Source organism: Shouchella oshimensis (genome assembly GCF_002019765.1).
Taxonomy (GTDB): domain Bacteria; phylum Bacillota; class Bacilli; order Bacillales; family Bacillaceae_D; genus Shouchella; species Shouchella oshimensis.
In genome coordinates this window covers 1,770,580-1,795,402 of the sequence record NZ_KV917380.1, presented here as the reverse complement: position 1 = coordinate 1,795,402, position 24,823 = coordinate 1,770,580, and the positions used below count along the sequence as shown (strand labels likewise).

At 40.1% G+C, this 24,823-nt stretch carries 32 protein-coding genes; all 32 read right to left on the bottom strand.

What is annotated here, in order from left to right; all coding sequences use genetic code 11:
* Window positions 1-47: 47 nt before the first annotated feature.
* Complete coding sequence (rpsB, locus tag BK583_RS09080; protein ID WP_035398923.1) at window positions 48-791, bottom strand: 30S ribosomal protein S2; 744 nt, start codon at window positions 789-791, stop codon at window positions 48-50.
* 170 nt (window positions 792-961) lie between these two features.
* On the bottom strand, window positions 962-1,360 hold the full coding sequence (locus tag BK583_RS09075) for a DUF6115 domain-containing protein (RefSeq protein WP_055735313.1): 399 nt from the start codon (window positions 1,358-1,360) through the stop codon (window positions 962-964).
* A 13-nt stretch (window positions 1,361-1,373) separates the two neighbouring features.
* Window positions 1,374-2,129, bottom strand: a complete 756-nt coding sequence (locus BK583_RS09070) for a FliA/WhiG family RNA polymerase sigma factor (protein ID WP_038480696.1) — start codon at window positions 2,127-2,129, stop codon at window positions 1,374-1,376.
* A 15-nt stretch (window positions 2,130-2,144) separates the two neighbouring features.
* A complete protein-coding gene (locus tag BK583_RS09065; RefSeq protein ID WP_038480699.1) occupies window positions 2,145-2,630 on the bottom strand; it encodes a chemotaxis protein CheD in 486 nt (161 codons plus the stop codon).
* The gene (locus tag BK583_RS09060; RefSeq protein WP_236702347.1) at window positions 2,627-3,226 is read right to left on the bottom strand and encodes a chemotaxis protein CheC; all 600 of its coding nucleotides are present in this window, start codon (window positions 3,224-3,226) and stop codon (window positions 2,627-2,629) included. Before BK583_RS09060 ends, BK583_RS09065 begins: the two co-directional genes overlap by 4 nt.
* 2 nt (window positions 3,227-3,228) lie before the next feature.
* Entirely contained in the window at window positions 3,229-3,840 is a 612-nt protein-coding gene (locus tag BK583_RS09055) for a CheB methylesterase domain-containing protein (RefSeq protein ID WP_139366176.1), read from the bottom strand.
* The gene (locus BK583_RS09050; protein WP_038480705.1) at window positions 3,837-4,421 is read right to left on the bottom strand and encodes a hypothetical protein; all 585 of its coding nucleotides are present in this window, start codon (window positions 4,419-4,421) and stop codon (window positions 3,837-3,839) included. Before BK583_RS09050 ends, BK583_RS09055 begins: the two co-directional genes overlap by 4 nt.
* A complete protein-coding gene (locus BK583_RS09045; protein ID WP_055735311.1) occupies window positions 4,405-5,391 on the bottom strand; it encodes a flagellar biosynthesis protein FlhF in 987 nt (328 codons plus the stop codon). Before BK583_RS09045 ends, BK583_RS09050 begins: the two co-directional genes overlap by 17 nt.
* Window positions 5,388-7,427: a flagellar biosynthesis protein FlhA gene (gene flhA, locus BK583_RS09040; protein WP_055735310.1), complete on the bottom strand. Its 2,040-nt coding sequence runs from the start codon at window positions 7,425-7,427 to the stop codon at window positions 5,388-5,390. The genes BK583_RS09045 and flhA overlap by 4 nt, the downstream gene beginning before the upstream one ends.
* Before the next feature lie 18 nt (window positions 7,428-7,445).
* Complete coding sequence (gene flhB / locus BK583_RS09035; protein ID WP_236702337.1) at window positions 7,446-8,534, bottom strand: flagellar biosynthesis protein FlhB; 1,089 nt, start codon at window positions 8,532-8,534, stop codon at window positions 7,446-7,448.
* Window positions 8,531-9,310 carry a flagellar biosynthetic protein FliR gene (fliR, locus tag BK583_RS09030; protein WP_055735309.1) on the bottom strand — a complete coding sequence of 260 codons (780 nt, stop codon included), beginning with the start codon at window positions 9,308-9,310 and terminating at the stop codon, window positions 8,531-8,533. The genes flhB and fliR overlap by 4 nt, the downstream gene beginning before the upstream one ends.
* On the bottom strand, window positions 9,311-9,580 hold the full coding sequence (gene fliQ / locus BK583_RS09025) for a flagellar biosynthesis protein FliQ (RefSeq protein ID WP_038480712.1): 270 nt from the start codon (window positions 9,578-9,580) through the stop codon (window positions 9,311-9,313).
* Window positions 9,581-9,595: 15 nt separating this feature from the next.
* On the bottom strand, window positions 9,596-10,273 hold the full coding sequence (gene fliP, locus BK583_RS09020; RefSeq protein ID WP_371836640.1) for a flagellar type III secretion system pore protein FliP: 678 nt from the start codon (window positions 10,271-10,273) through the stop codon (window positions 9,596-9,598).
* A complete protein-coding gene (locus BK583_RS09015) occupies window positions 10,273-10,857 on the bottom strand; it encodes a flagellar biosynthetic protein FliO (RefSeq protein WP_055735308.1) in 585 nt (194 codons plus the stop codon). The genes fliP and BK583_RS09015 overlap by 1 nt, the downstream gene beginning before the upstream one ends.
* 16 nt (window positions 10,858-10,873) lie before the next feature.
* Entirely contained in the window at window positions 10,874-11,236 is a 363-nt protein-coding gene (locus BK583_RS09010) for a response regulator (RefSeq protein ID WP_038480718.1), read from the bottom strand.
* A 24-nt stretch (window positions 11,237-11,260) separates the two neighbouring features.
* Window positions 11,261-12,400 carry a flagellar motor switch phosphatase FliY gene (gene fliY, locus BK583_RS09005; protein WP_055735307.1) on the bottom strand — a complete coding sequence of 380 codons (1,140 nt, stop codon included), beginning with the start codon at window positions 12,398-12,400 and terminating at the stop codon, window positions 11,261-11,263.
* Window positions 12,393-13,382: a flagellar motor switch protein FliM gene (fliM, locus tag BK583_RS09000; protein ID WP_038480726.1), complete on the bottom strand. Its 990-nt coding sequence runs from the start codon at window positions 13,380-13,382 to the stop codon at window positions 12,393-12,395. Before fliM ends, fliY begins: the two co-directional genes overlap by 8 nt.
* A gap of 15 nt (window positions 13,383-13,397) precedes the next feature.
* Window positions 13,398-13,826 carry a flagellar basal body-associated protein FliL gene (fliL, locus tag BK583_RS08995; RefSeq protein WP_038480728.1) on the bottom strand — a complete coding sequence of 143 codons (429 nt, stop codon included), beginning with the start codon at window positions 13,824-13,826 and terminating at the stop codon, window positions 13,398-13,400.
* Window positions 13,823-14,041 (bottom strand): flagellar FlbD family protein, encoded by a 219-nt coding sequence (locus BK583_RS08990; RefSeq protein WP_038480731.1) that lies wholly within the window; start codon window positions 14,039-14,041, stop codon window positions 13,823-13,825. Before BK583_RS08990 ends, fliL begins: the two co-directional genes overlap by 4 nt.
* Before the next feature lie 9 nt (window positions 14,042-14,050).
* Window positions 14,051-14,827 (bottom strand): flagellar basal body rod protein FlgG, encoded by a 777-nt coding sequence (gene flgG / locus BK583_RS08985; RefSeq protein WP_038480734.1) that lies wholly within the window; start codon window positions 14,825-14,827, stop codon window positions 14,051-14,053.
* Between the two features lie 2 nt (window positions 14,828-14,829).
* A complete protein-coding gene (flgD, locus tag BK583_RS08980) occupies window positions 14,830-15,270 on the bottom strand; it encodes a flagellar hook assembly protein FlgD (protein ID WP_055735306.1) in 441 nt (146 codons plus the stop codon).
* Window positions 15,257-16,846, bottom strand: coding sequence for a flagellar hook-length control protein FliK (locus tag BK583_RS08975; protein WP_055735305.1), 1,590 nt, complete (start codon window positions 16,844-16,846; stop codon window positions 15,257-15,259). The genes flgD and BK583_RS08975 overlap by 14 nt, the downstream gene beginning before the upstream one ends.
* A 4-nt stretch (window positions 16,847-16,850) precedes the next feature.
* On the bottom strand, window positions 16,851-17,390 hold the full coding sequence (locus BK583_RS08970; RefSeq protein ID WP_055735304.1) for a magnesium transporter MgtE N-terminal domain-containing protein: 540 nt from the start codon (window positions 17,388-17,390) through the stop codon (window positions 16,851-16,853).
* Complete coding sequence (gene fliJ, locus BK583_RS08965) at window positions 17,387-17,833, bottom strand: flagellar export protein FliJ (protein WP_055735303.1); 447 nt, start codon at window positions 17,831-17,833, stop codon at window positions 17,387-17,389. Before fliJ ends, BK583_RS08970 begins: the two co-directional genes overlap by 4 nt.
* On the bottom strand, window positions 17,833-19,158 hold the full coding sequence (locus tag BK583_RS08960) for a FliI/YscN family ATPase (protein ID WP_055735302.1): 1,326 nt from the start codon (window positions 19,156-19,158) through the stop codon (window positions 17,833-17,835). Before BK583_RS08960 ends, fliJ begins: the two co-directional genes overlap by 1 nt.
* The gene (fliH, locus tag BK583_RS08955) at window positions 19,139-19,921 is read right to left on the bottom strand and encodes a flagellar assembly protein FliH (RefSeq protein WP_038480750.1); all 783 of its coding nucleotides are present in this window, start codon (window positions 19,919-19,921) and stop codon (window positions 19,139-19,141) included. The genes BK583_RS08960 and fliH overlap by 20 nt, the downstream gene beginning before the upstream one ends.
* On the bottom strand, window positions 19,914-20,921 hold the full coding sequence (gene fliG, locus BK583_RS08950) for a flagellar motor switch protein FliG (protein ID WP_038480753.1): 1,008 nt from the start codon (window positions 20,919-20,921) through the stop codon (window positions 19,914-19,916). The genes fliH and fliG overlap by 8 nt, the downstream gene beginning before the upstream one ends.
* A 17-nt stretch (window positions 20,922-20,938) precedes the next feature.
* Window positions 20,939-22,519, bottom strand: a complete 1,581-nt coding sequence (fliF, locus tag BK583_RS08945; RefSeq protein WP_055735301.1) for a flagellar basal-body MS-ring/collar protein FliF — start codon at window positions 22,517-22,519, stop codon at window positions 20,939-20,941.
* 22 nt (window positions 22,520-22,541) lie between these two features.
* Window positions 22,542-22,841 carry a flagellar hook-basal body complex protein FliE gene (gene fliE, locus BK583_RS08940; RefSeq protein WP_055735300.1) on the bottom strand — a complete coding sequence of 100 codons (300 nt, stop codon included), beginning with the start codon at window positions 22,839-22,841 and terminating at the stop codon, window positions 22,542-22,544.
* Window positions 22,842-22,850: 9 nt separating this feature from the next.
* Window positions 22,851-23,282 carry a flagellar basal body rod protein FlgC gene (gene flgC / locus BK583_RS08935; protein ID WP_038480762.1) on the bottom strand — a complete coding sequence of 144 codons (432 nt, stop codon included), beginning with the start codon at window positions 23,280-23,282 and terminating at the stop codon, window positions 22,851-22,853.
* Window positions 23,283-23,293: 11 nt separating this feature from the next.
* Window positions 23,294-23,689, bottom strand: a complete 396-nt coding sequence (gene flgB, locus BK583_RS08930) for a flagellar basal body rod protein FlgB (protein ID WP_051667546.1) — start codon at window positions 23,687-23,689, stop codon at window positions 23,294-23,296.
* A 351-nt stretch (window positions 23,690-24,040) separates the two neighbouring features.
* Window positions 24,041-24,820, bottom strand: a complete 780-nt coding sequence (gene codY, locus BK583_RS08925; protein WP_038480768.1) for a GTP-sensing pleiotropic transcriptional regulator CodY — start codon at window positions 24,818-24,820, stop codon at window positions 24,041-24,043.
* Between the last annotated feature and the right edge of the window lie 3 nt (window positions 24,821-24,823).

Sequence of the window (24,823 nt, the reverse complement as noted above, 5' to 3'; positions counted from 1 at the left end):
CGGGAAAGGGTTAATCTCCCTTCACCACCCTTTTTGGAGTCCAACATTTATGCTGTCGTCGTTTCCTCAACGTCTTCAGAATTCGTATCTTCTAAGACTACTTCTTCTTCACCAGCAGTTGCTTCAATTACAGCATCAGCCATTTTTCCAGTTAGTAATTTAACAGCGCGAATCGCGTCATCATTACCTGGAATAACATAATCCACTTCATCTGGATCGCAGTTTGTATCTACAATCGCAACGATTGGGATATTAAGCTTGTGTGCTTCAGCAATTGCAATACGCTCTTTACGTGGGTCAATAACGAATAAAGCGTCAGGAATGCTATTCATGTCTTTAATACCGCCTAAGAATTTTTCTAGACGATCCATTTCTTTTTTAAGAAGGATAACTTCTTTTTTAGGAAGAACATCAAATGTGCCATCTTCCTGCATTTTTTCAAGATTCTTTAAGCGTGTAATACGCTTTTGAATTGTCTCGAAGTTCGTTAATGTTCCACCTAACCAACGTTGGTTAATGTAGTACATTCCAGAACGAATCGCTTCGTCACGAACCGAATCCTGTGCTTGTTTCTTAGTACCAACGAAAAGAATTTTTCCTCCGTCAGCCGCAAGATCGCGAACGAAATTATACGCACTCTCGACTTTTTTGACCGTCTTTTGAAGGTCAATAATATAAATACCGTTTCTTTCTGTGAAGATGTAGCGATCCATTTTTGGGTTCCAACGACGAGTCTGATGACCGAAGTGAACACCAGCCTCTAGTAATTGTTTCATGGAGATAACTGCCACACCAAACACCTCCTTATGGTTTTTTTTATCCTCCGCAGCATTCATTTCTTGACGACACACTTATCAATGATAAGAGCACCTTCGCCAAAATCCTTCTGCGTGTGTATTTAACACCGTCAGTAATCGTATCACATTTGCCGTTGATAAGCAAGGAGACGGTGCTAATTATTTTAGTTTTGCTTGTTTAAATGTTGAATAAGCTCGACTTCTCGTATGCCAATCTGTAACGTTTTTGCAATATCAGCAGGACCCTTTCCATTCTGCTGGTAAGTACGCACCTTATCTACTACTTGATCACGATTAAACGATGCCGTTTTATTTTTAGTAGGACGGCTCGTTTCCGTTTTAAAATCGACGACAGTAGACGGTTTTTCGTTCGAATGATTGATTTGTTGATGAAACGTATCCATGACGATTTCATTATCCTTTTTAATGTCGTGTAAAAAAGTAGCAAGCGCTTCTTCTAATTCTTCTTTCGTTAAGCGTTGATTTAGCTGCTGCTGAAGCTTTGTTATCTTGATAGCTAATCCAATGACAGCGAATACAAGTAAGATAATCCATATATCCATTTAACCCCTCCTTCTAACGAACGAACGCTCGTTCCACAAATCCTTGCTTTAGTTTTTTTATCGCTTTTGCGTGAATCTGTGAAATCCTTGATGTAGATAGATTTAATACTCTACCAATGTCGGTTAACGATAGTTCTTCGAAATAACTGAGTTGAATGACAAGCTGCTCGTTTTCATTTAACGCCTTTAGTCGCTCAATCAGTTCATTCTTTGTATCTGTTTGAATAAGACGCTCGCCAGGTTGTTCCATTTGTTCGTCTTTTACCTGCGTTTGATAAACACCATCACCTGTTGATGACACTAGCTCGTCAAACGAAACATTCATACTGATAAATTGATCATATCGAATAGAAGAGATTTCTTTTGATGATAATTTCATTTCAGCAGCAATTTCAGCTTCATGTACGGATCGACCTTGAGCTTGCTCTAGTTGCTCAACAATTTGATCCATTCGCTTAATTTTTTCGCGAATCGTCCGTGGTAAACGATCTTCTTTCCGAAGACCGTCAATCATGGCACCTCGAATACGAAACGACGCATATGTATCAAATTTTAAGTCACGACTTGGATCGAATCGCTGGATGGCATCAAATAATCCTTCTAAAGCATGACTTTTTAATTCATCTTTCGTCACTGTTGCGGGCAATGTTTTTGATACACGCTGAACATGAAATTGAACGAGAGGTAAATAATAGTGAATTAATGCTTCAATCGCTTCACTTGATTTTGATTCGTGCCACAATGCCCAAAGCTCAGCTTCTGATTTCATTCTCTTCCTCTCCTTCTATATCTGTTTAATCGTTTTGCTCGCCGTACGCACATGCATGACGAAAGTAGGAAGTGTAAATTCCACGGTTCTTCCACATGCTCCACCAACATCTTTTGCAACTACTGGGATATAGGCATTTTCAAGCCATTGTGTTACCGCTTCTACATTTCGCCTTCCGATTTGCATGTATTCTTGTCGCATTGCGTGACGGAACATTTGCGCGCCACCTGCTATTTTTGCTTGTAAGTTGCCAGCACCTTGATTAACTAACTCCCTATGTAAAAGCGTCAACGCTGTATCCGCATAGCGCCAAGGATTAAATGCTGTTTTTCTAGCTTGTTTTGAATCTGGAAGCATAATATGCACCATACCGGCGTGCATATGAGTATCATCGTATAGAACAACACAAACACAAGAGCCTAAGCCACACGTTCGCAGTGTTCCTGTATGACTCAACACTTTCCATTCACCTATTGAGATTGTTTCACGTTGCTCTATCATGGACGATCTCTTTCAAGAGCTCTTTTTAATACTGAAACAGCCCTCTCATTCGGTATAAATAGCAAGAAACCTTCCATTCCTTCTTCTTCATTTTTCACTCTCATGGCCGTTTCCATTAGAAAAAACTGATCTACTTCAACAAGCTGATAGGTCGCCTCTGCTAAAACTGCACTTCCAATATCAATGGTTAACTCCGTTACAAGTGGGTAAAGGGTTAATGACGTGAGAGAACCAATCGCTGTTACATAAGAGCCTATAACAATGTTACCAATCTCTTGAAACGCAGAGGAAGCAAGTGGATAAGCTTGTACATCAAGATCATTTACCACATTCGGTAAAACCATATTGACTAGGCGGACCGCTGTATCCATACTTGTTAAGAAAAACATTGTCCCTTCCACGTCACCAGCAATTGGTGCATGTACCGTCGCACACACTTCATGGTGGTATCCACTCAATCGTGGTAAATCTTCCATTTCATGAAGGGCGATTTCTGGCACATTCATCGCTACTTGTCGCTGTAAAAGAGTTGACAAAGCCGTTGCCGCATAACCTGTACTAATGTTGGCAACTTCTTTTAACAAATCTTGTTCCATTGTCACAATGAGCCTCCCCTTTCGTGTAACCATTTTCCAATGTCGATATGAGTCAATTCCCAGTCTACTTGTCCAGTCTTAATGGCTGCATCAGGCATACCGGAAATAATCGCACTTTCTTTCGCTTCCGCTAAAATAGTGCAGCCACCTGATTGTTTTACTGCTTGTAAAGAAGCAGAACCATCTCTTCCCATACCGGTTAAAACAACCAAGATCTTTTTGTTAAAAAACGTAGTCGAAGCAAACAATGTATTAATGGAAGGATGATACAAATCAGCTTGATGCGGTTCTGTGATTTCGAAAAAAGCACGATTTCCTTTCTGGACAAGGGTTGTTTGCCATCCTCCAGGTGCTATATAGACAACACCATTTTGAACTACCTCATCATGCTGGGCTTCCTTTATTTGAAATGAGAACTGCTCATTTAAACGTTTAGCCAATAAAGCGGTAAAATGCCCGGGCATATGCTGGGCAATAACAATTGGGTATGACAAGTGATGTGGTAGCTGTTCAAACAGCTTTTGCAAAGCATTTGGACCACCAGTGGAGCTGCCGATGGCAACAATAACAGAGTGACCATTCCGATCATTCACTTGATTTCGTTCAATCATCATTTTTCTAATAACCAATCTTTTATTAGCAACCCAATTGCCTCATAGACCGCATCCGTAAAACTGGCGCTTGCTTTATTGACTAATCCGAGATCCACTACTTCAATTTGCAGAAAGCGATTTGCCGTTTCACGTAAGTTTAACCGGGCTTGTTGATTTCGTTTCGTTGAATCTATTTCAGATCCGATGATGTAAGCACGAGGAGGTGTATGTTTTTTTAATAATTGATACGCGGTGATGAGTCGCTCTTCATTTGCAGATAGAAACAAAATAGCTGGAATATCGGCTGATCGTAGCACTTCTTCTCCTTCAACTTGGATGAAAAGACATACATCGATCCGCAAAGACGAAGATTGTTGTAGAACATCTGGATGCAGAAGCTGATCTTGAAATTTCGGTCTGAAACGAGCCTTCGCTTCTGGTGTGGCAACGCAAAACGATTCATATCCGTAATCACTCAATGATTGAATCAGTTGCTCGATAATTAGCGCATCCTCTTTATGCTGTATATAAAGATGCAGTGACTTTCTTTTTTTAAGTGCATGCTCAACTGATCGTTGCCGTAAATCATACGCTTGATCCATTGTGTTCCTCCTCCAAACGTAGCCATCCCATTAACTGCTTGGCAGTTGGATAACACAAATCGTTTGGTACATGTTGTCCTGTTGTAACACAGGAAACAGGCTCTTTACGTTTATAAAGTAGCTCTGTCAATAGCGACATGGTTCGTGTTTCATCTTTTTTTGTTAAGATAAAGCTATCGATGGTGATAGGTGAAAACGGCTTTAACAGTTCTTCAAGATCGCTTGATTTCATTGTTAAGCTTAACGCTACGTGGCATTCGACGTCGCTCCTTGTTGTTAAAAATTGAACAAGAGGATCGGCGAGTTGTGAATGCAAATAATTATCTCCTGGTGTATCAATAAAAATCATATCAGCGTTGACCTTCGTGCATAAGGCAGTTAATTCAGATGCATCATATGCAACGTGGCACGGACAGTCTAAAATCTCACTATATTTTTTTAACTGCTCGACTGCAGCAATTCGGAACGTGTCTAATGTAATAAAAGCGATTGATTTTCCTTGCTCATACCGAGCATGAGCAGCAAGCTTCGCAACGGTTGTTGTCTTTCCTACACCGGTTGGTCCCAAAAGACAGCAGATCCGCTTTTCTCCGATTACCGTCGTTTGCGGTTTGATAACAGCCTGTAGCATTTGGTTATAAACTGTTACACCCCCTACTACACCACGATCTTCTATCATTTTTGCCGTTAGGGCCAATCCTTTTTTTACTGTTGGTGTAACCTCTAAACGATCAATATAGGTGTTGACGTTTTGAGCTTCTTTCACAAAGGTACTTTCGTAGGAGGGGGTTCGTTGCTTTTGTTCTTCGATCCCAACCGTCAGTTGACATACTTCTTTTTTAAAGAATCCGAGCCAACCACCCTCCGTTACATAACGAGAGTGCAAGATAACGGCTTTTGAACCGATGCTTTGGCGCATCAATTCATAGGCTTGCTCATACGTAGGTGCTTTGATTTTTTTTATGATCACTGCAATCTCACCACCCCTACACTTTGTACCTCAACACTAGCATCTAATTCATTGTATGAAATGACTGGTACTTGAGGAAGGTAACGTTCAATTAAATGTCGCATATACATCCGAACAGCTGGTGAACATAGAATGACAGCCTGTTGCCCCATTTCTGCTAATTTCGTTGTTTCCGATGCAGTCTGCTGCAAAATCGTTTGTGAATCAGCCGGTGCTAAAGCTAAAAAATGCCCGTTTTCATTTTGTCCAACTGCATCCGCGATACGCTTTTCTACTTCACTCGCAAGGGTAATAACGGCTAGTTTATTTTGCTCGTCTGTTAACTGCTCTGAAATTTGCCGAGAGAGTGCTTGACGAACATATTCCGTCACTACGTCCATATCTTTTGTTCGCGAACCATAATCTGCCAGAGTTTCAAAAATCATTGGTAAATTACGAATGGATAGCTGTTCTCTTAATAGATTCTTCAATACTTTCTGTACATCTCCAATAGATAAAGGTGTTGGCGTAACCTCTTCCACTAGAGTTGGGTACGTTTCTTTTACGTGTTCAATTAACGCCTTGGTTTCTTCTCTTCCTAAAAGTTCGTGCGCATAGGTTTTTAACAACTCGGTTAAATGAGTCGAGATTACCGTTGGCGGATCAACAACCGTGTAGCCAGACAGCTCTGCTTCTTCTTTCACATCTTCTGTTACCCACATGGCTTCTAGACCAAAAGCGGGCTCGACTGTTGCTATGCCTGTAATTCGCTCATCTTCAATCCCTGTGCTCATCGCCATATAATGATCAAGAAGAACCTCTCCTTTTGCAACCACATCACCTTTAATTTTTATTGTATACGCGTTAGGTTCTAACGATAGGTTATCTCGGATGCGAATAACAGGAATCATGGTTCCAAGTTCAAGTGCCATTTGTTTACGAATCATTACGACGCGATCAAGCAAATCGCCCCCTTGATTCGCATCGGCAAGAGGGATCAAACCGTAGCCAAATTCAAACTCTATTGGGTCCATCTTCATTAACGACAGTACAGATTCAGGACCTGTAGGCTCTGGTACATCTGTTGTTTCTTCTTGTAATTGGTGTTCCATTTCCTCTTCAACTGTCCGAGCCTTCGATAAGCGATAACCAGCAAACGCAAGCAATCCAGCAACAGAAAACGTCACAACTTTTGTGATAGGCGTCGTAACCCCTAAAAGGAAAATTGTTGCAGCGGTCACATACAACAGTTTTGGATAAGCTAAAAGTTGCTTTGTTAAGTCATTTCCTAAACTGCCCTCAGAAGCAGCTTTCGTGACAATGACACCTGTTGCAGTTGAAATGAGCAATGCTGGAATTTGCGTAACAAGACCATCTCCAACTGTAAGTAATGTATAGGTACTCGCCGCCGTCGATAAATCCATTCCCATTTGCATCATGCCAATGACAAGACCAAAGACCATATTAATGATGACGATTATAATGCTAGCAATAGCATCTCCTTTTACAAACTTACTTGCTCCGTCCATTGAGCCGTAAAAATCGGCTTCATTTTCAATCTTTTCTCGACGGGCTTTTGCTTCACGATCAGAAATTAACCCTGCGTTCAAATCGGCATCAATACTCATTTGCTTTCCTGGCATTGCGTCAAGGGTAAAGCGGGCACCGACTTCCGACACTCGTTCAGCACCTTTTGTAATGACAAGGAACTGAATAATAATGAGAATCAAGAACACGACAAATCCTACAACTGCATTCCCACCAATTACGAAGCTTCCAAACGTATCAATAACGTTCCCAGCGTGTGCTTCACCTAAAATGGAACGGGTTGTTGACACACTTAATCCTAAGCGAAACAGCGTCACAAGAAGAAGCATTGTCGGAAACACAGAAAATTGAAGCGCGTTTTTTGTATTTAGTGCCACAAGTAAGATAAGCAAAGATAAAGAGATATTAAAAATAATTAATACGTCTAACAAAAATGGAGGGAGTGGTATGATGAGCATCACAATGATTAAAATCACACCAGCAAGTATACTTAAATCTTTCGCTTTCATTGTTTCCCTCCTTCCTTTTTATGTATGGCCGTTTAGTTGATACACATAAGCCAAAACTTCAGCTACCGCTTCAAACATCTCTTCGTTGACTTGGTCATTTACTTGTAAGTTGGCATACATCGTACGTGCAAGCCATACATTTTCAACCATTGGTATGTGATGTTCGCGGGCAATCTTTTTTATTCGTTCTGCAGCATAATCCATTCCTTTAGCTAAAACGTAAGGAGCATCTGCTTTAGCTTGATCGTATTTAAGCGCAACAGCAAAATGAGTCGGGTTTGTAATAATGACGTCTGCCTTAGGAACATCTTGAGCCAATCGCGCCATCGACATTTCCAGTTGCTTTTGCTTTCGTCTCGCTCGAATTTTCGGATCTCCTTCACTCGTCTTGTGCTCATCACGAATATCTTTTTTCGACATTCGTATTTGTTTTTCATGATCGTACCGTTGATAAAGGTAATCGGGTATAGCTAGAATGAGCAAAAGAATAGCAGCAACAATCCCCATCATTAAAGCAAGTTCCCCTACTGTAACAGCACTCACTTCAATATTTTTTTGCGACAACAATAAAACATCTTCAATGTTCATATACAAGACAATGATGACGGCTGCTCCAACAAAAACAATTTTCAGAATGGATTTCGCTAGCTCCACTAATGCTCTCGCAGAAAAGATTCGCTTAGCCCCTTTTATAGGGTCGAGCTTTTCCAGCTTAAGCTTTAGGGGGTCTGTTGTAAAAAGCGACCCTACTTGTAGAAAGCTTCCAAAAGCACCAGCAAGAACTGTAATAGCCATGAGTGGCAACACAAGTATGGCCATGTTCCACGTTAACGTTCGAAACAAACTAGCAATGTTCGGCGTAGTCACATCCATATGAAGAAAGCGTGAAAGGCTATCAAGCATCATCCCTTGTAAGCCACTAAAAATAGCTGGTCCAGCAAACAGCCATAAGATGATAAACGCTACAAAGAGCATAAGCGCTGTATTGACATCTTGACTCTTTGGAATTTGGCCTTTTTTTCTAGAATCTTGCCGCTTTTTCGGTGTTGCTTTTTCGGTTTTTTCATCAGCAAACCATTGTAAATCCATCACAAGTCTACTGTTCACCCTGATCCACCGAACCCTTCTAACAACTCCCGCATGGCAAGAATCATTTCTTTAAACAAATAGTTCATACTCATAAAGAAAACGCCGATATAAATAAAGAGAATAATAAGTCCAGCCATTAGTTTAATCGGCATACCAACGACAAACACATTCATTTGTGGAACGGTTCTAGAAACAATTCCTAAGGCAATATCAACTAAAAATAAAGAACCCACTACCGGAAAAGCCATTGAAACGCCAAAGGCAAATAGAAATCCCATTAACATAGCAACCTGCTCTACTACCGACCCTTGCGCCAGAGGTAAGAACAATTGATCAATTGGGACAAACTCAAAGCTATACACAGCGCCGTCTAATAATAAGTGGTGACCGTCAATAATAAGTAAGTATAGTAGTGCGAATACGTATAAGTAGCTACCAGTAAGCGGACTTTGCGCACCGGTTTGTGGATCAACAACATTTGCAAGCATAAAGCCCATATGAAAATCAATTAATCCCCCGGCAATTTGCACAGCATACAAAAGCATCATTGCGACTAATCCAGTTAAAAGACCAACGAGCGCTTCTTTTATAAGTAATATGGCGTACGTTGCATCAATTGAGACAATCGGAAAATCAACTGACATAACAAGCAGTAACGCAACCATACTAGCGATGCCGACTTTAAATGGTAGTGGAATCGTCCGGTAATTGTATAGCGGAAGCACAAGAAAAAAAGACGCAATCCGAACAAAAACAAGTAAAAACGTCGGATATAGTTGAATAAATACGTCCATTTAGCCAATATACCTAAATAAGTTGCTATAAATGCTATAGGTCATTTCCGTTAATTGCGATAGCATCCATGGCCCAAGAATGACTAACCCAACTAAAACCCCAACAATTTTTGGGATGAAAGCAAGTGTTTGTTCTTGAATTTGTGTTGTGGCTTGAAAGATACTTACGAAAAGACCTAAAGCTAACGCAATAAGTAAAAGTGGTCCGGCAACAAGCAAGACCGTCCATACACCGCTTTGAGCTAGGTTCGTTACCGTTTCAAGATTCATGAAACACGCTCCTTCCTATTGATAGCTAATGAGCAGACTCTGTACGACGAGATACCAGCCATCGACGAGAACAAATAACAAGATTTTAAAAGGTAAGGCAATCATAACTGGTGGTAACATCATCATCCCCATTGACATTAGAACACTCGCGACAATCATATCGATGACAAGAAACGGAATAAAAATAAGAAATCCAATTTGAAAGGCTGTCTTTAATTCACTAATAGCAAAGGCAGGAATAAGCGCTGTAATCGGCACATCTTCTAACGTTTCAGGTTGCTCATAGCCGCCATAGCCCATAAACAAAGCGAGATCCTTTTCTCTTGTGTGTTGTGCCATAAATTGTTTTATTGGTACAATCGCCGCATCAAGTGCCTCTTCTCCTGTAAGCTCACCCTCGGTTAACGGAATATAAGCTGTTTCATACACATCTTGTATTACTGGCGCCATAATAAAAAATGTCATAAATAGAGCCAGTCCAATTAATACTTGATTCGGTGGCGTCGTTTGTGTAGCTAACCCTTGCCGAACAAAAGAAAGAACGATAATAATCCTAGTAAAGCAAGTCATTAAAATTAATATTCCTGGTGCAATTGACAAGATCGTTATGAGTAAAACAATTTGTAGCGTCGTTGCAATACTACCTTCATTTGTTAAGTCGACATTTAAAAACGAAAGAATAAACAAATCCATCATAGAGAGTTCGGACCTTTATCATGCATTTTTACTTTCTTTTTCAACCCTTGATTTTCTAAATTTAATCGAGAAGTCAAGATGTCTTGAAACGTTGAAGACGATGGTCGTTGGTTATCCGTCGTCTTTAACCAAGGTAAGATTTGCGTTAGTCCACCTTGTTCTCCGTCAGGCTGTTGCTTTTTAAGTATGGCTTCAATTTCATCTGGATCGTCTATTGTATCCAATAACCGCACTTGATCACTTACACCAATAACAAGCAGCTTTTCACCAATTCGTACTAGCTGTATCGATCGATTTCCACCTAGTGAGACACCTGAAAGCAAAGACAATCCCTTTGATTCTTGAAAAGACCGTGAGCGTTTGTTTATAAACTTCAATAGTGTTACAAGTAAAAAAATAACAATAAGCAGTGCACCAATCATCTTTAAACCACTAATCCATGGAGACTCGTTAGCTACTGCCGTCTCCTCCTGCTCAGCATCAGAAGAAGCACATGCTTCTGAATCCATTGCTTCCTGTACACTACAATCTTTCGCAAAGGCGTGCTCGTGCTCTACAAGGGCAAAGCAAAGCACGACCACTACGAAAAGAAACCCCTTAACCGATTGCTTTAGAAATGGCATCAATAACTCGATCAGCTTGGAAAGGTTTGACAATAAAGTCTTTTGCCCCTGCTTGAATGGCATCAATAACCATTGCTTGTTGCCCCATTGCCGAGCACATAATCACGCTTGCGTTAGGATCGTACTCTTTAATTTCTTTTAATGCGCTTATTCCATCTTTGTCAGGCATTGTAATATCCATGGTTACTAAATCTGGAGAAAATTCTTTGTATTTCTCAAGCGCTTCGTTTCCATCGTTCGCTTCAGCTACAACCGTAAAACCGTTCTTTTCTAAAATATCTTTTAACATCATTCTCATAAAAGCTGCATCATCTACAATTAAAATTTGTTTCGCCATCGTTGTTTTCTCCCTTTTTCTCAACTAATTCAAGTGATTAATTCGTTCTTTTTTACTAACGATATCTGTAATTCGAACGCCGAAATTCTCATCAATAACGACTACTTCTCCTTTAGCTATAAGTCGATCGTTTACGCGAACATCGACAGGTTCACCAGCTAACTTATCTAGCTCAATAATAGAGCCTTGTGAAATTGTTAAAATTTCTTGTATCGTTTTTTTCGTCCTTCCTAGTTCTACCTTTACTTCTAAAGGGATATCTAGGAGCATATCTAAATTTTTCATCTCGCTATCCGGTAAGTTTGGTTTTTCAAAATTAGAAAAAACCGCTTTTTCGACAAGTTGCTCTTTAGCCATAGTTGGCGTTGGTTGTTTAACACGATTTGGTTCCTCATGTTGTTGAAAGTACGTAGGTTCTTTTATTGATTCCTTTTTTTCTACATGCGTTTCTTCAACTTCATGTGTTTCTCCTAGTAAGGCTTGCGCGTAACTTTTTCCAAATGGCACATTTATAATTTGTAATAATTGAGAGTCAATTAATTCCCCTAACTTCAATGAAAACGAAATGCCGATAAGATGATCGCCTTCCGGAACATACTCAGGCTTTTTTTGTGTATTAAAGTCGACAATTTGCACCCGAGGAGGGGAAATATCAACTCTCCTGTTAAATAATGTAGACATTGATGTTGAAGCAGATCCCATCATTTGATTCATCGCTTCTTGTACAGCACTTAAGTGCATGTCTGTTAGTGTTTCATCTGGTTTCTCACCAGTACCACCTAACATTAAGTCTGCAATAATAGCAGCGTCTTTGGTCGTAATAACAAATAAATTAGAGCCTTCAAAGCCCTCTGTATAATCAACATGAACAACGACGTGAGGATGAGGAAACAAATCATGTAGTGTAGATTGATCTATTGACGTAACAGTCGGCGTTGTGATTTCCACTTTTTGATTTAACAAGGTGGATAACGCTGTCGCAGAGCTACCAAAAGAGATGTTCCCTATTTCCCCAATGGTGTCTTGCTCCATTGGTGTAAGGATGTCAGTAATTTCAACGGTTTCATGCTCTTGGTCATTTTTCTCAGGCTCAGATGGTTCGTCTTCTTTTAACCCTTGTAATAATGCATTAATTTCGTCTTGAGAAAGAGGTCTATCACTCATCTTCCGTTCCTCCTACAATATCTGTCACCTGAATAGCCATTCTGTCTCGCTGTAAGCCTGGTTGACCCTTAAATTTCAATGCGCCACCGACATTCATATGTAAAGGTGATGATAGTTCTTGGTCTAGCGTTATTACATCATCAATGCTTAATTTTAAAAACTCTTCGATTGTAATAGCAGATTTCCCTAAATCTACAGAAACATCAATGGTCGTTTTTTTAAGCTGTCGATTCATCATTTCCTCTTCTTCTGGTGAAATGGAACGTCTTTGCTCTTGGAACCAATGATGATTCGTCAACTTGGGTAAGACATCTTCTAAAACAACATGTGGTAAACAGATCGTCATTAACCCAGACGTCTCGGCAATACTCGTCGCTAATGAGATGACTACAACCGTTTCATTCGGTGAGACCATCTGCAAAAAGTGTGGGTTAACCTCTGTTACTTCTGAAACCGGTTCAAGTTGAACGACAGATGACCACGCTTCTGCAAAACTTCGAACCATTGAATCAAACAGTCCGGACAGAATGTTCTTTTCAATATCTGTCAAATTATCAATTTTGTTAATGCTTGTTCCTCTGCCTCCAAGAACACGATCAAACATCGCATAAGCAACATTAGGATTTGTTTCAAGCAAAAATCGACCACTTAACGGTCTTGGTTCAACTACATTTAAAAACGTCATCGACGGTATAGAACGAACATACTCTTCGTAGGGCACTTGCTCCACAGAGGCAACTTGAATCTGTACAAGTGAGCGGAGCCTTGCTGAAAAATAAGTTGTTAAAATGCGTGCGTAGTTTTCATGAATGCGTGACAAGTTTCTCATCTGGTCTTTGGAAAAACGAAGGGCGCGCTTAAAATCATAGGTTCGCACCTTTTTCTCCGCTTCAACCTTTAATAAGTCTTCTGCACTCTTTTCACCGGTTGTTAATGCTGAAAGAAGTTCGTCAATCTCCCCTTGTGACAATACATCTGCCATAAGCTCACCTCTTCTCTACTGAACAACTTTAGTCGTAGTATATACCGCTTCCACACTCCCTGAATCGAGGTGCTGGTTTAATTGAGTCTTCATTTCTTCTTCTAGCTCTTGGATGCCTTCCGCACCTAACAAATCTTCTGCTGTTGTCTCAGCTAACGCTAATAAGACAACGTGCTTAACTTGAAAATTTCGCTCTTCAAGTTCTGTTAATGTGGTTGCATCATCAAGCTGAATACGAAATTGGGCGCGGATAAATTCACCGCTTTTTAAGTTTGTCGTAATTTCTTCTGTATCAAAGGAGCGTTTATTAATGTTTTCAATAGAGGCACTTGCTTGTTCTGTGCCACTTTGAAACGGACCTATCCCTAAAAGATACAGCCCTCCTACTAGAAGAGCAGCACCCATAACAATACTGAGGAAAACACCTATAATCCGTTTACTCATTCTTCATCCACTCTTTGCTGCTTATAGGAACCAACGAGTCCAATTTCTTTCATAGCTTGATTGATGTTGTTCCCTACCGTTTCTATTGAATCAGCAACAACGATTTTCTTGCCACTCACGAGTGTAATCGTTGTATCAGGATGCGCTTCAATATGCTCGATTAATAATAGATTTAAGAGCATGGAACGCCCGTTTAATCGCGTAACCGAAATCATAGTTATCTCCTATCTCTTTAGATTAACAATTTCTTGTAATATTTCATCAGATGTCGTGATTACACGTGAATTTGCCTGAAAGCCTCGTTGTGCCACAATCATTTCCGTAAATTCATCCGTTAAATCTACATTTGACATTTCTAAAAACCCACTTTGAACTTCTCCAGCTCCGTTTGTATCCGTTATGTTCGGTGCTCCAGAAGCTGCTGTAGCTGAAAATAAATTACCGCCTACCTTCGTTAACCCATCAGGATTTGCAAAAGTTGCAACTTGTAACGTTGTTCCAGGTGCATCCGAACCAACAAAGTTAATCGTTCCTTCAGAATCAATCGTCACTTCCGTTGCATCCTCTGGAACCTCAATTGGTTCACCTGCTTGATTAAGTAAATACGCTCCAGAACTATTGACAATATTATTGTTAGAATCAATATAGAAGTTTCCAGCTCGTGTATAGTACGTCTCACCATTAGATTGGACTGCGAAGAATCCAGCACCATTCATCATTAAATCTAGGCTACGACCGGTGTATTGGGCAGGGCCCTCTCCATGAACCGTATCGATAGCTCCTACAGTTGAACCTGTACCTACTTGCTGAGGGTTTACACCACCTTGGTTCGCTCCTGGTGCAAGAGCTGACTGCATCTGTTGACTCATTAAGTCTTGAAACATAACCCGCCCTTTTTTAAAACCATGGGTATTAACATTGGCGATATTATTACCGATAACATCTAACTTTGTTTGAAACCCTTTCATGCCAGATATGCCTGAATACATTGATCGAATCATGCTTATCGCTCCTTTTCTGTTTGCGTAGCTTGTGTTATTTGTAGCAAATGACCTGCTTTAATCCATTCATCACGATTAATTTCAACGATTAGTTCTCCGTTTTTATCATACTTAACAGCAGTTACTTCACCACTGCCTTCCTTGTCTTCATTTTTCCAAGTCACATGTTTGCCAATTAATTCACTTAAACTCATAAGCTGCTGACTTTTTTGATCTAAATACATATACTGCATAGTCGCATTTAGCTGAGTTAACTGTTCTAGCTGAGAAAACGTTGCTAATTGTGCAATGTATTCACGATCTTCCATCGGATTTGTTGGGTCCTGATGTTGGAGTTGAGTGATTAATAGTTTTAAGAACGCTTCTTGACCTAACGGATTGGATTGTGACTTCGCTTGTTGTTTCTGTGAAGAAAGCAATAGACTTGGATCAATTTGGGTCATATTCTTTCACTCCCCTACTTAATATAGTAGACATCCAGTCTTGAAAATCAGTTGTGTTTTTCTTTTGAGCCGCCTCCAGCAATCGTTGTTTCCTTGTCTGGTCATCTTCTTCTTGGCGCTCTTGCTGCTTTTCTTGGTCAGGTAAATCATCTTCCACCTTCACCACTTCGACTTTTGTGTCCTGTAAAGAACTAAGCTGACGAAGTTGATGAAGAGATCGATCTAAGGATTCTTTCGCCGTCTGACGTTCAGCAATAATTTTCACTACGAATCCTTGGCCTTGCTGCATAAATTGAATGGTCACTCTTCCAAGAGACTCAGGATGAAGCTTCACTAGCACCTGTTGTTGTCGATCAGCCGTATAAGTTGTTTTAGCTGCTCGAATGATTCTTAGAAGTTGTCGGGTTAATAGCGTATCGTTTGACTCTTGTCGTTTTACAGCCTCTGCTCCTACTTTGTCTGCCACCTGCTTGTCGACTACGTATCGTTCACCCGTGTGGATATCATCCTCTTTCTTTGTCGATTCTGGCGTCACTGTAGGAGGTTGACGAGGCGTTCCTGATTGAGACAACTCTTTTTGCACATATTCTTCTGTTAAGGGATGCTTCTCCATGTGGAGAGAACGAACATCCTCTCCACCTGCTTCTTCAACTAGTCCACCATTTGAATTGAAAGCCTTCTCGTCTATCGGTCTCTTACTACCAACATCTGGTGTCACTTGTTTCAATGAAGTTTTCTCAAAGTCTTGTTGCTTTTCGTTTTCTTTTTGTATCCCTTGTTGTTTACTGTTTTCTTGCTTTATGTTTTCTATTTGTATCTCTTGTTGTTTACTGTTTTCTTGCTTTGAAAGCAACTCTTTTCCCTGTTTTTCAATCATGTTAGCAGAAGCTTTTTGGGCTCCCTCATCTACTACTTGTTCAATCAATTGATTAACGTCTCTATTCAATTGTGGTGCGTCATCTTCAGTAATCAGCATAATTCCATCGGATTTATTTAATACCACTGGTTCACTAAGTTGTCTGTCAAACTTAACTGGGCGTATCTCCGTCTCTTTAGACTGCCCATCATCAACTTCCAAAGTAGACTTTAGCGTTAGTGTTGATTGTTCTAGCGTTGAATCTTGTATCATTGGACGTTCAGAAGCATTAACCGCCTTGCCTTGCTTCATTTCAATAGAGGTTTCGCTCATTTCTGCTGAAGAAAAAGTTTCCTTTTCTACTAAACGCGGTTCAGAATCTACAAGCTTATCACCATTTTTAATTGTGTCTCCCTTAAATGAATGGTTTGAAAAAGTGGATTCCTGTTTTATTTCTGTCTGGTAAAACATGTTGACCAGTTCAATTTCTTCTTGCAACGGTATTTGCGAACCCTTGTCGTATGTACTTGTTGCTTCGCCGCTGTCAAGTTGCTCTTCCTTGTTATGACTTTCCATTTGGAATGATACTTGTTCCTTGTATAAATCCATTGTTGTCGAAAATAAAGCCGTTTTTATAGATTTTGGCGAACCACGTTTCGTAAGAATAGAGCCAACTGTAGTTGAGCGGCTTTCCGGTACCGTATTTGTTTGGTGCGTCATTTTCTTAGCCACCCTCATTCGCTAATCGTTCTATTAATTCAGCTCCTTTTTCAGCTGGCAAACGTCCTATAATCGAAGCTCTAAGCGACTCATCCATGGCTTGTACATGCGAGAACGCTTCTTCAAAAGGAAGTTCGTCAATAATTGCTGCCGCTCGCTTAGATGACATTTCCTTATAGGTATTAACAACAGAACGTAGTCGGTTCTCTTGATCTGTGGGACCATTCATTTGCGACGGAACGGAAGCTGATTCTTGTACACCCGTTTCTTCTTCTGACTGTTGGGAAGCACTACTCATTACTGCTAATTCATTTTCTGTTTCACGAAGTTGTGTTTGTAACTGAATAATTTCTTGTTCCAACTCTGCTATCGTTTCTTCTACTGCCTGATCCACATCCGAACGATTTTCTTGGAACAGCGATCCAACGCTTGGTAAACCAAATAATGGACCTATATAAATATAGCCAACAATAAGCAGTAGAACTAACGGTACAAGTGTAGAGACAATAAGCAATTTTGATTGTTTTCGCTTGTCTTTTTTCATCCGATTAATGCCCGATTAAACTGATTTACACTTATTTCGTCCATTTGTTGCTGTTCACGTTTTCGCTCGTCCTGCTCGTATTGCTGTGCTTGTCTCTCTTTTAATCGCTCAAACTGCTTATGTGAACGAGCAGTAAATTGAAATTGCTCTTCTCGTTTTTGCATTTCCATCCGTGCGTGATCTGTCTCTTCTTTCATTTTCAAAATGACCTTCTCTAGCTGTGAAAGATAAAGGGCCGTTTGTACACATTCACTCACTTTCATTCCTAAAGCTTGATTCGATTGAACTGATTTTTCAAGGGTCTCCTTTTCTTTCAATCGTTCATATAAAGACGTTGCTGTACGTTCAAAGGAATCACGTGCCAAGTCAACTTGTTTTTTTGCTTGGATCTGTTCGTTTTTCTTCACATCCATTACTTGCTGAAGAGAAAATGAAAATGTCATTATTCTTTCTTCACTCCTTCCACTAAGTGCATCATTTCGGCGAATGTTGACGAAAAATCATAACTTTCGCCAGAGCGTTGCGACAAAAACTGCAACAACCGCGGCATCGCTTCAATCGCACGGTCAATTGCCGGCGACGCACCCTGCTTATAGGCACCAAGCTGTATTAAATCTTCTGTTTCTTCATAATCAGCAAGCCAGCGCCTCATTTCTTTAGCAGCTCGTGCATGTTCATCGCTTACCAACTCACTCATTAAACGACTAACACTTTTTAACAAATGAATAGCTGGAAATTGTCCTTTATTTGCTAAACCACGATCAAGAATAAAATGACCATCTAAAATACCACGAACAGCATCAGCAATTGGCTCATTCATGTCATCCCCATCAACTAAGACAGTATAAAAGGCGGTAATTGTTCCTTTTTCGCTTGTACCTGCTCGCTCTAACAATTGCGGTAACTTGGCAAACACAGATGGTGGATACCCTTTTGAGGTTGGGGGTTCACCAATTGCTAGTCCAATTTCTCGGTGTGCCATAGCAAAACGAGTAACTGAGTCCATCATTAAGTTAACCGACATACCTTGGTCACGAAAGTATTCTGCGATAGCTGTTGCAGTTAAGGCACCTTTTACTCGCTGCAAAGGTGGCTGATCAGACGTCACGACAATTAGTACAGATTTTTTTAATCCCTCTGACCCAAGATCTCTTTCAATAAAATCCCTTACTTCCCTGCCTCGCTCACCAATAAGGGCTATCACGTTTACATCTGCATCGGACTGCTTTGCAATCATTGACATTAACGTACTTTTCCCAACGCCACTTCCAGCAAAAATGCCTACTCGTTGACCTTTACCCATCGTTAGCATACTATCAATTGCTTTCACTCCAACGCTCATTGTTTCACTAATTCGAGGTCGCGTCATTGGTGGAGGCGGTTCACTATCAGCTGGATAAAACATGTCAAAAGAATCAGTAAACCCATCAGCCGAGTCAAACGGAGTACCAACACCGTCTACTAATTTACCAATCAATGCAGGTCCTACTGGAATGGTTAGGCATTGTTTTGTTGTTTCAACTAAGCTACCTAGTTCTATATGATCAATTCGATCAAGAGGCATAAGCAACACACGATCATGGTCAAAGCCAACTACCTCTGCACGAATCTTCTTTTTTTTATCTTGCCCAGTCCATATATAACAAAGTTCACCGATAAAAGAACGTGGGCCAGAAGATTCAATCGTTAGTCCCGTCACTTTCTTCACTTGTCCGTACCATTTATAAAGTGTACTAGCCTCAACTTGATCAATTAGTTGTTTCCACATAGTCTTTTCCTATCACACGGGTTAGTTGTTGTTTTAGCTCAAGAAGTTGTGTATCTAAAGAAGCATCAAGCCGACCTGCATTTGTAACAATGACACATTCTGTTTCATTCCGTTGACCATCTGGTATAATTCGGAAATCCTGACATGCCGGTAGCTGTTGTTGGAGCTCTTCTTTTGAATGTACGAGCTTTTTGTACCATGAAGGATGTACATACACTTTGACTAATTCCATATCTTTCACTTCTTGCAAGATTTGAGCAACCATTGTAGCAAGGATACCTTCGTGTTCTAACTCACTTTTTAGTACGCGTCTTACGATGGAAAGAACCAGTTCGATTAAGAAGGGTTCATTCTTAACAATTGACTGCTCTACTTGGTCTTGAGCTTGTTCCAATAAATGATGAGCCTCTGTTAATTTCCCTTCATAAATGGACAGCGCCTGTGATTCGCCAGCACTAAAACCGGTTTCATATCCCTCTGACTGCGCTTGTAGCTTTCGTTCTTCCCATTGTTGTTCCAATTGGGTTGCTCGTTCCGCTAGTTCTACTTCAATCTGTTTAGCCCGTGCTCTTGCTTCCAGCAGAATAGACTCTGCTTCTCGGTTCGCTTGAGCTACAAGCTGCTTGCTTTCATCGAGCAACGTCTTCTCTACTTCTGTCTCTGAAACGGTTTCACTTACAGATGGTAGGTCCTGTTTAATTTCCTGGATCCCAATGGCTCGTTTTTTTGACAACTCTGTGCTTACACGAATAACATTAGACAAGGATGTCCTCTCCATTCGTTCGCGCTAAAACGATCTCTCCCATATCTTCAAGGTCACGGATTTTAGCAACAATTCTAGACTGTGCTTCTTCTACATCTCGTAAACGAACCGGCCCCATATATTCCATTTCATCTCTAAACGCCTCAGACATACGCTGTGACATATTTGAGAAAATCGATTCTTTCACATCATCACTCGCTACTTTTAAGGCTAACTGTAAATCATCGTTTTGTACGTCTCGAATCACACGCTGAATAGCTCTCTTTTCAAGAGTGACAATATCTTCAAACACAAACATCCGTTTTTTAATTTCTTCTGCTAGCTCTGGATCTTGGATATACAAGCCGTCAAGAATTGTTCGTTCTGTTGATCGATCGACTCCATTTAATACCTCTACAACGGCTCCAATGCCACCAGCCTCTGTATAGTCTTGAGTAATCGTTTGTGATAACTTTTCTTCTAATACTTTCTCGACTTGAGAAATCACTTCTGGTGAAGAGCGATCCATCATCGCAATTCTCCGCGCCACGTCGGTTTGTATCATTTCTGGTAAGGATGAAATAATTTGACCGGCTTGCTTTGACGGAATATATGCTAGAACAACAGCGATTGTTTGAGGGTGCTCATGCTGTATAAAATTTAAAATTTGCGATGGATCTAGTTTTCTTGCAAAATCGAACGGTCGGACTTGAATTGTTGCCGCCAAACGGTCAATAACAGACGCTGCTTCTTCTTCACCTAACGCTTTCTCTAAAACAGATCGGGCATATCCAATGCCCCCTTGGGATAGGTATTCTCTTGCATCAACAATGGCTTTAAATTCATCTAGCACGTTCGCCTGCGTCTCTTTATCAATTTTTCGCACTGCAGAAATTTCAAGTGACAACAATTCAATTTCTTCTTCTGATAAATGCTTGTATACTTGTGCAGCTGAATCTGGACCAAGCGAAATTAACAATACTGCCGCCTTTTGTTTTCCAGTTAATTGTACGATAGCCAAGCGATCACACTCCTTTACTAATCCTCAGACAACCACGTTCTAAGTAATTTAGAAAATTCTTCTGGGTTTTGATTCGCTAATTGATTCAACTCTTTCAGTTGCTTTTTCTCTTCTTTTTCTTCTTTCTCAGTAAAGCGAATTGGCTCATCTTCTTCTATATCTAGATGGGTGCTTTGATCTTCTAACGCTATGGCATCCACTTGTTTACGGGTCCGAAGTAAAAGAACAATAAGCAAGATGATAAACAGAAGTAACGCTACAGCAGCAATGATCATCCACATTGGCACGCCTTGTGCTGGTTGCTCGTTTTCAATTTGGGCTGATTCAGCGAACGGAACCGATGAGATAGAGACTCGATTCGTTGCTGCCGATGCCTCTTCTACTGTTGCTGGTATCGTTGTCTCAACAATTGTATTGAGCATTGCTGATAGATTGTCCATTTGCTGAGCCGGAAGTTGCATCATCCCTTCAGGTGGATTCACCATCGCCTGTATACTTACATCTCGAATCCGATAGGGGCTTTCAATAATTTCTTTGTGGATTCGATTAAATTCATAATTAATTCGTTCTTCAGTACGTTCTGACTCGCTATCTCCACTAGCAACTGTTCCCGTGTAGTTTGGAATCTCATCACCGGTACCGGTTACACCACCTTCACCGGCTCCAGTACCTTCATAAAATTCGGTAATTCGTTCCGCACTAACGGCTAGCCCTTCCATGTCCTCTTCATTAATAGGCTCTACTAAGTCTTCTGTTCGTTGTTCCTGTGTAAAATCAATGTCTGTTGTGACAGAGACAATAGCATTATTCGGTCCAACAACAGCATGAAGAAGTTGCATAATAGTTTGTTCTAAGTCTGCTTCAATTTGTTGTTTAATTTCTCTTTGAGACTCGAACGAACCAGCTGCGTACGATGAATCATCTTCTTGATATGTATAACTCGTAAAATTTGAATCTGATAAAACAATGTTTTCTACTGGTAGATTTGGTACGCTTCTTGCTATTAAGTGATAGAGTGCTTTTACTTGAGTTTGATCGAGGGATGTACCCGGAGCTAAATCCAATACAACAGCGGCTGTAGCTGACTCTTGACCTGAATTTAGCCACACGCTGTCTTCCGCCAACGTAATGACAACATTGGCATTTTGCACACCTGATATGCTGCTTATTAATCCTGCTAACTCTGTCTGCATGAGAGATCGTTCGATGACGGTGAATTCATTGTCCGTCATACCAAATCCCATTTGCTCTTGAAAGAAACTATAATCAATGCTCCCGCTTTGCGGTAACCCTTCAGCTGCTAAATCTACTTTTAATCGATCCACTTCTCGCTCTGGAACAAGGATGGTTGTACCATCATTTGCTACTTCTGTTGTAACCCCTCTACTTTCAAGTACTTCTTGAATTTGACCAGCCTCTGCTAAAGATAGGTTGCTGTACAAAGGGGCATAATTTGTTCGAAAGCTGAGCGCAATAAGCGCAGCAATCAGTAGCATTAGGACGAATACACTTGCCACAAGTAACAGTTTCTGTGTTTTTGTTCGCTCATTCCAGTAAAGCTTTGCCTTATTTGCTATGTTCGTTACTTTTTCGTTCATGACGCCTCCACATAGGGTTTCATTATACTTGCATGCGCATCATTTCTTGATAGGCTTCTATTACTTTATTCCTTACTTCCAACGTACCTTGCAAGGCAACAGATGCTTTATTTGCCGCAATCATTACTTCATGAAGATCAATGGGTTCTTTTCTTGCCATCGCTTGTGTAGCAGCAGAAGATTGCAATTGAGCTTCATTTACTTTTGATAATGCATCCGTCAATACTTGTTGAAACGACTGATTTATAGGCACATTTTGCTTGGTAGTCGTTTTTTCATCAATTCCTAATTGAAACGGTGATTGCATGGAATGGATTTGCATTAAATTCGCTTACCTCCCAATTTCTAGTGACTTCATTAGCATCGTCTTACTTGCTTGAAGAGCTGTGACATTCGCCTCATAAGAACGAGTAGCGCTAGTCATATCAACCATCTCACGAGCAATATCGACATTTGGCTTGGCAACGTATCCTAATTCATTCGCATCAGGATGAGCAGGGTCATAAACAAGACTTGAGGGTGTTTGGTCATTAATGATGCCTGTTGCCACTACCCCTTCGCTCAATTGTTCTTTTGCTCGATTTAAGTGGCTGGAGAAAGATTGGGACTGTTGGACAACCATCTTTCTTTGATAAGGTTGCCATTCACCATTAACAAGTTCTGCTCTCGTCGTATCTGCATTGGCAATGTTACTTGATGCTACGTCCATTCTTAAGCGTTGCATCGTTAAAGCAGAACTCGAAACGTTCATACTATCGAACATCTTCTTTCCTCCTATCTACTTCCTTTTATAGCAGTTTCTAATGATTGGAAATTACTAGATATTCGATCTACAAGTGCCTGATGGTAAAGTTGATTCTCTGCCATCTTACTCATTTGTTTATCAATATCAACACTATTGCCATTATGGTTATATTGCTGCAAACGTTCATGTAAACCTTGTGTATGAGATTGCGGCAAAGGGAAAGCCAAGTGACGTTCATTTGTTTGTTTCGCTTGAAACTCATTAGAATTTGACTGCGCCGTTTGTAGGACATTTTGAAATGAAACTGACTTCTCTTTGTAATCTGGTGTATCAACATTAGCAATATTAGACGAAATGACTTTCTGCTGATTAGCCGCAAAGTGAAGCGCCTCTTCTAAAACCGAAATCGATTGTGTTGTAAACATCATACCCTCCAATCACGTTAAAAAAGACCTACAACTTTTAAAATAAGCATATTTTTCCAGTTGCTCTACATATGATAAAATTTTACTAGTTATTTTATCTTTTGTCTAAGTACTTTTAGTTTTTTTTTGATTTTGAGCAAAAAGAACTAAGTGTAAAAAGATTTAATAAAACTAAATGCCTATAAATAAATAAGGGTACACGCCTAAAAACCTATATAAAATTTTCTATCTCTGCTAAAATAATGGGAATTATACTATAGGGATGGAAATAGGTTTTATTTTCCATCTCCTTTTTAATCCCATTAAAAAAGTGCTACAATCATTTGATTGCAGCACTCTGACTTTGACGATTTAGTTTTCTTTTAAACGATCCAATTCAACTAAGAATTTATCATTTAATACTTTAATGTACGTTCCTTTCATTCCTAAAGAACGAGATTCAATAACACCAGCACTTTCTAACTTACGTAGCGCATTGACAATAACAGAACGTGTAATACCAACACGGTCCGCGATTTTGCTTGCAACAAGTAAGCCTTCTCGACCATCAAGCTCTTCAAAAATGTGCTCAACCGCTTCAAGCTCACTGTAAGACAATGAACTAATAGCCATTTGTACAACCGCTTTGCTTCTTGCTTCCTCTTCAATTTCTTGGGTTTTCTCATGAAGGATTTCCATACCTACAACGGTAGCACCGTACTCAGCTAAAATTAAGTCATCATCACTAAAATGGTTTTCTAATCTCGAAAGAATAAGAGAGCCAAGACGTTGCCCGCCACCTTTAATTGGTACAATCGTTGTTAAACCATTTTTGAAAATATCACGATTTTCAACAGGGAACGCTGTGTATTCACTGTCTACATCAATATTTGCTGATGTTTCTTCAATTTTGAACAGCCCTTCTGTGTACTCTTCTGGGAATTGACGCTCATCTAGCATTTTTTTCATGCGATCATTTTCAATTTCTTCTTCGATAGAAAAACCAAGAAGTTTCCCTCTTCTACTTACAACAAAGACATTTGACCCAATTGCTTCTCGCAATGTGATCGCCATTTCTCTAAAGTTTACGTGCTGACCACTTGTTTTTTGTAGCATTTCGTTAATTTTCCTAGTTCTTGTTAATAAATCCATTAA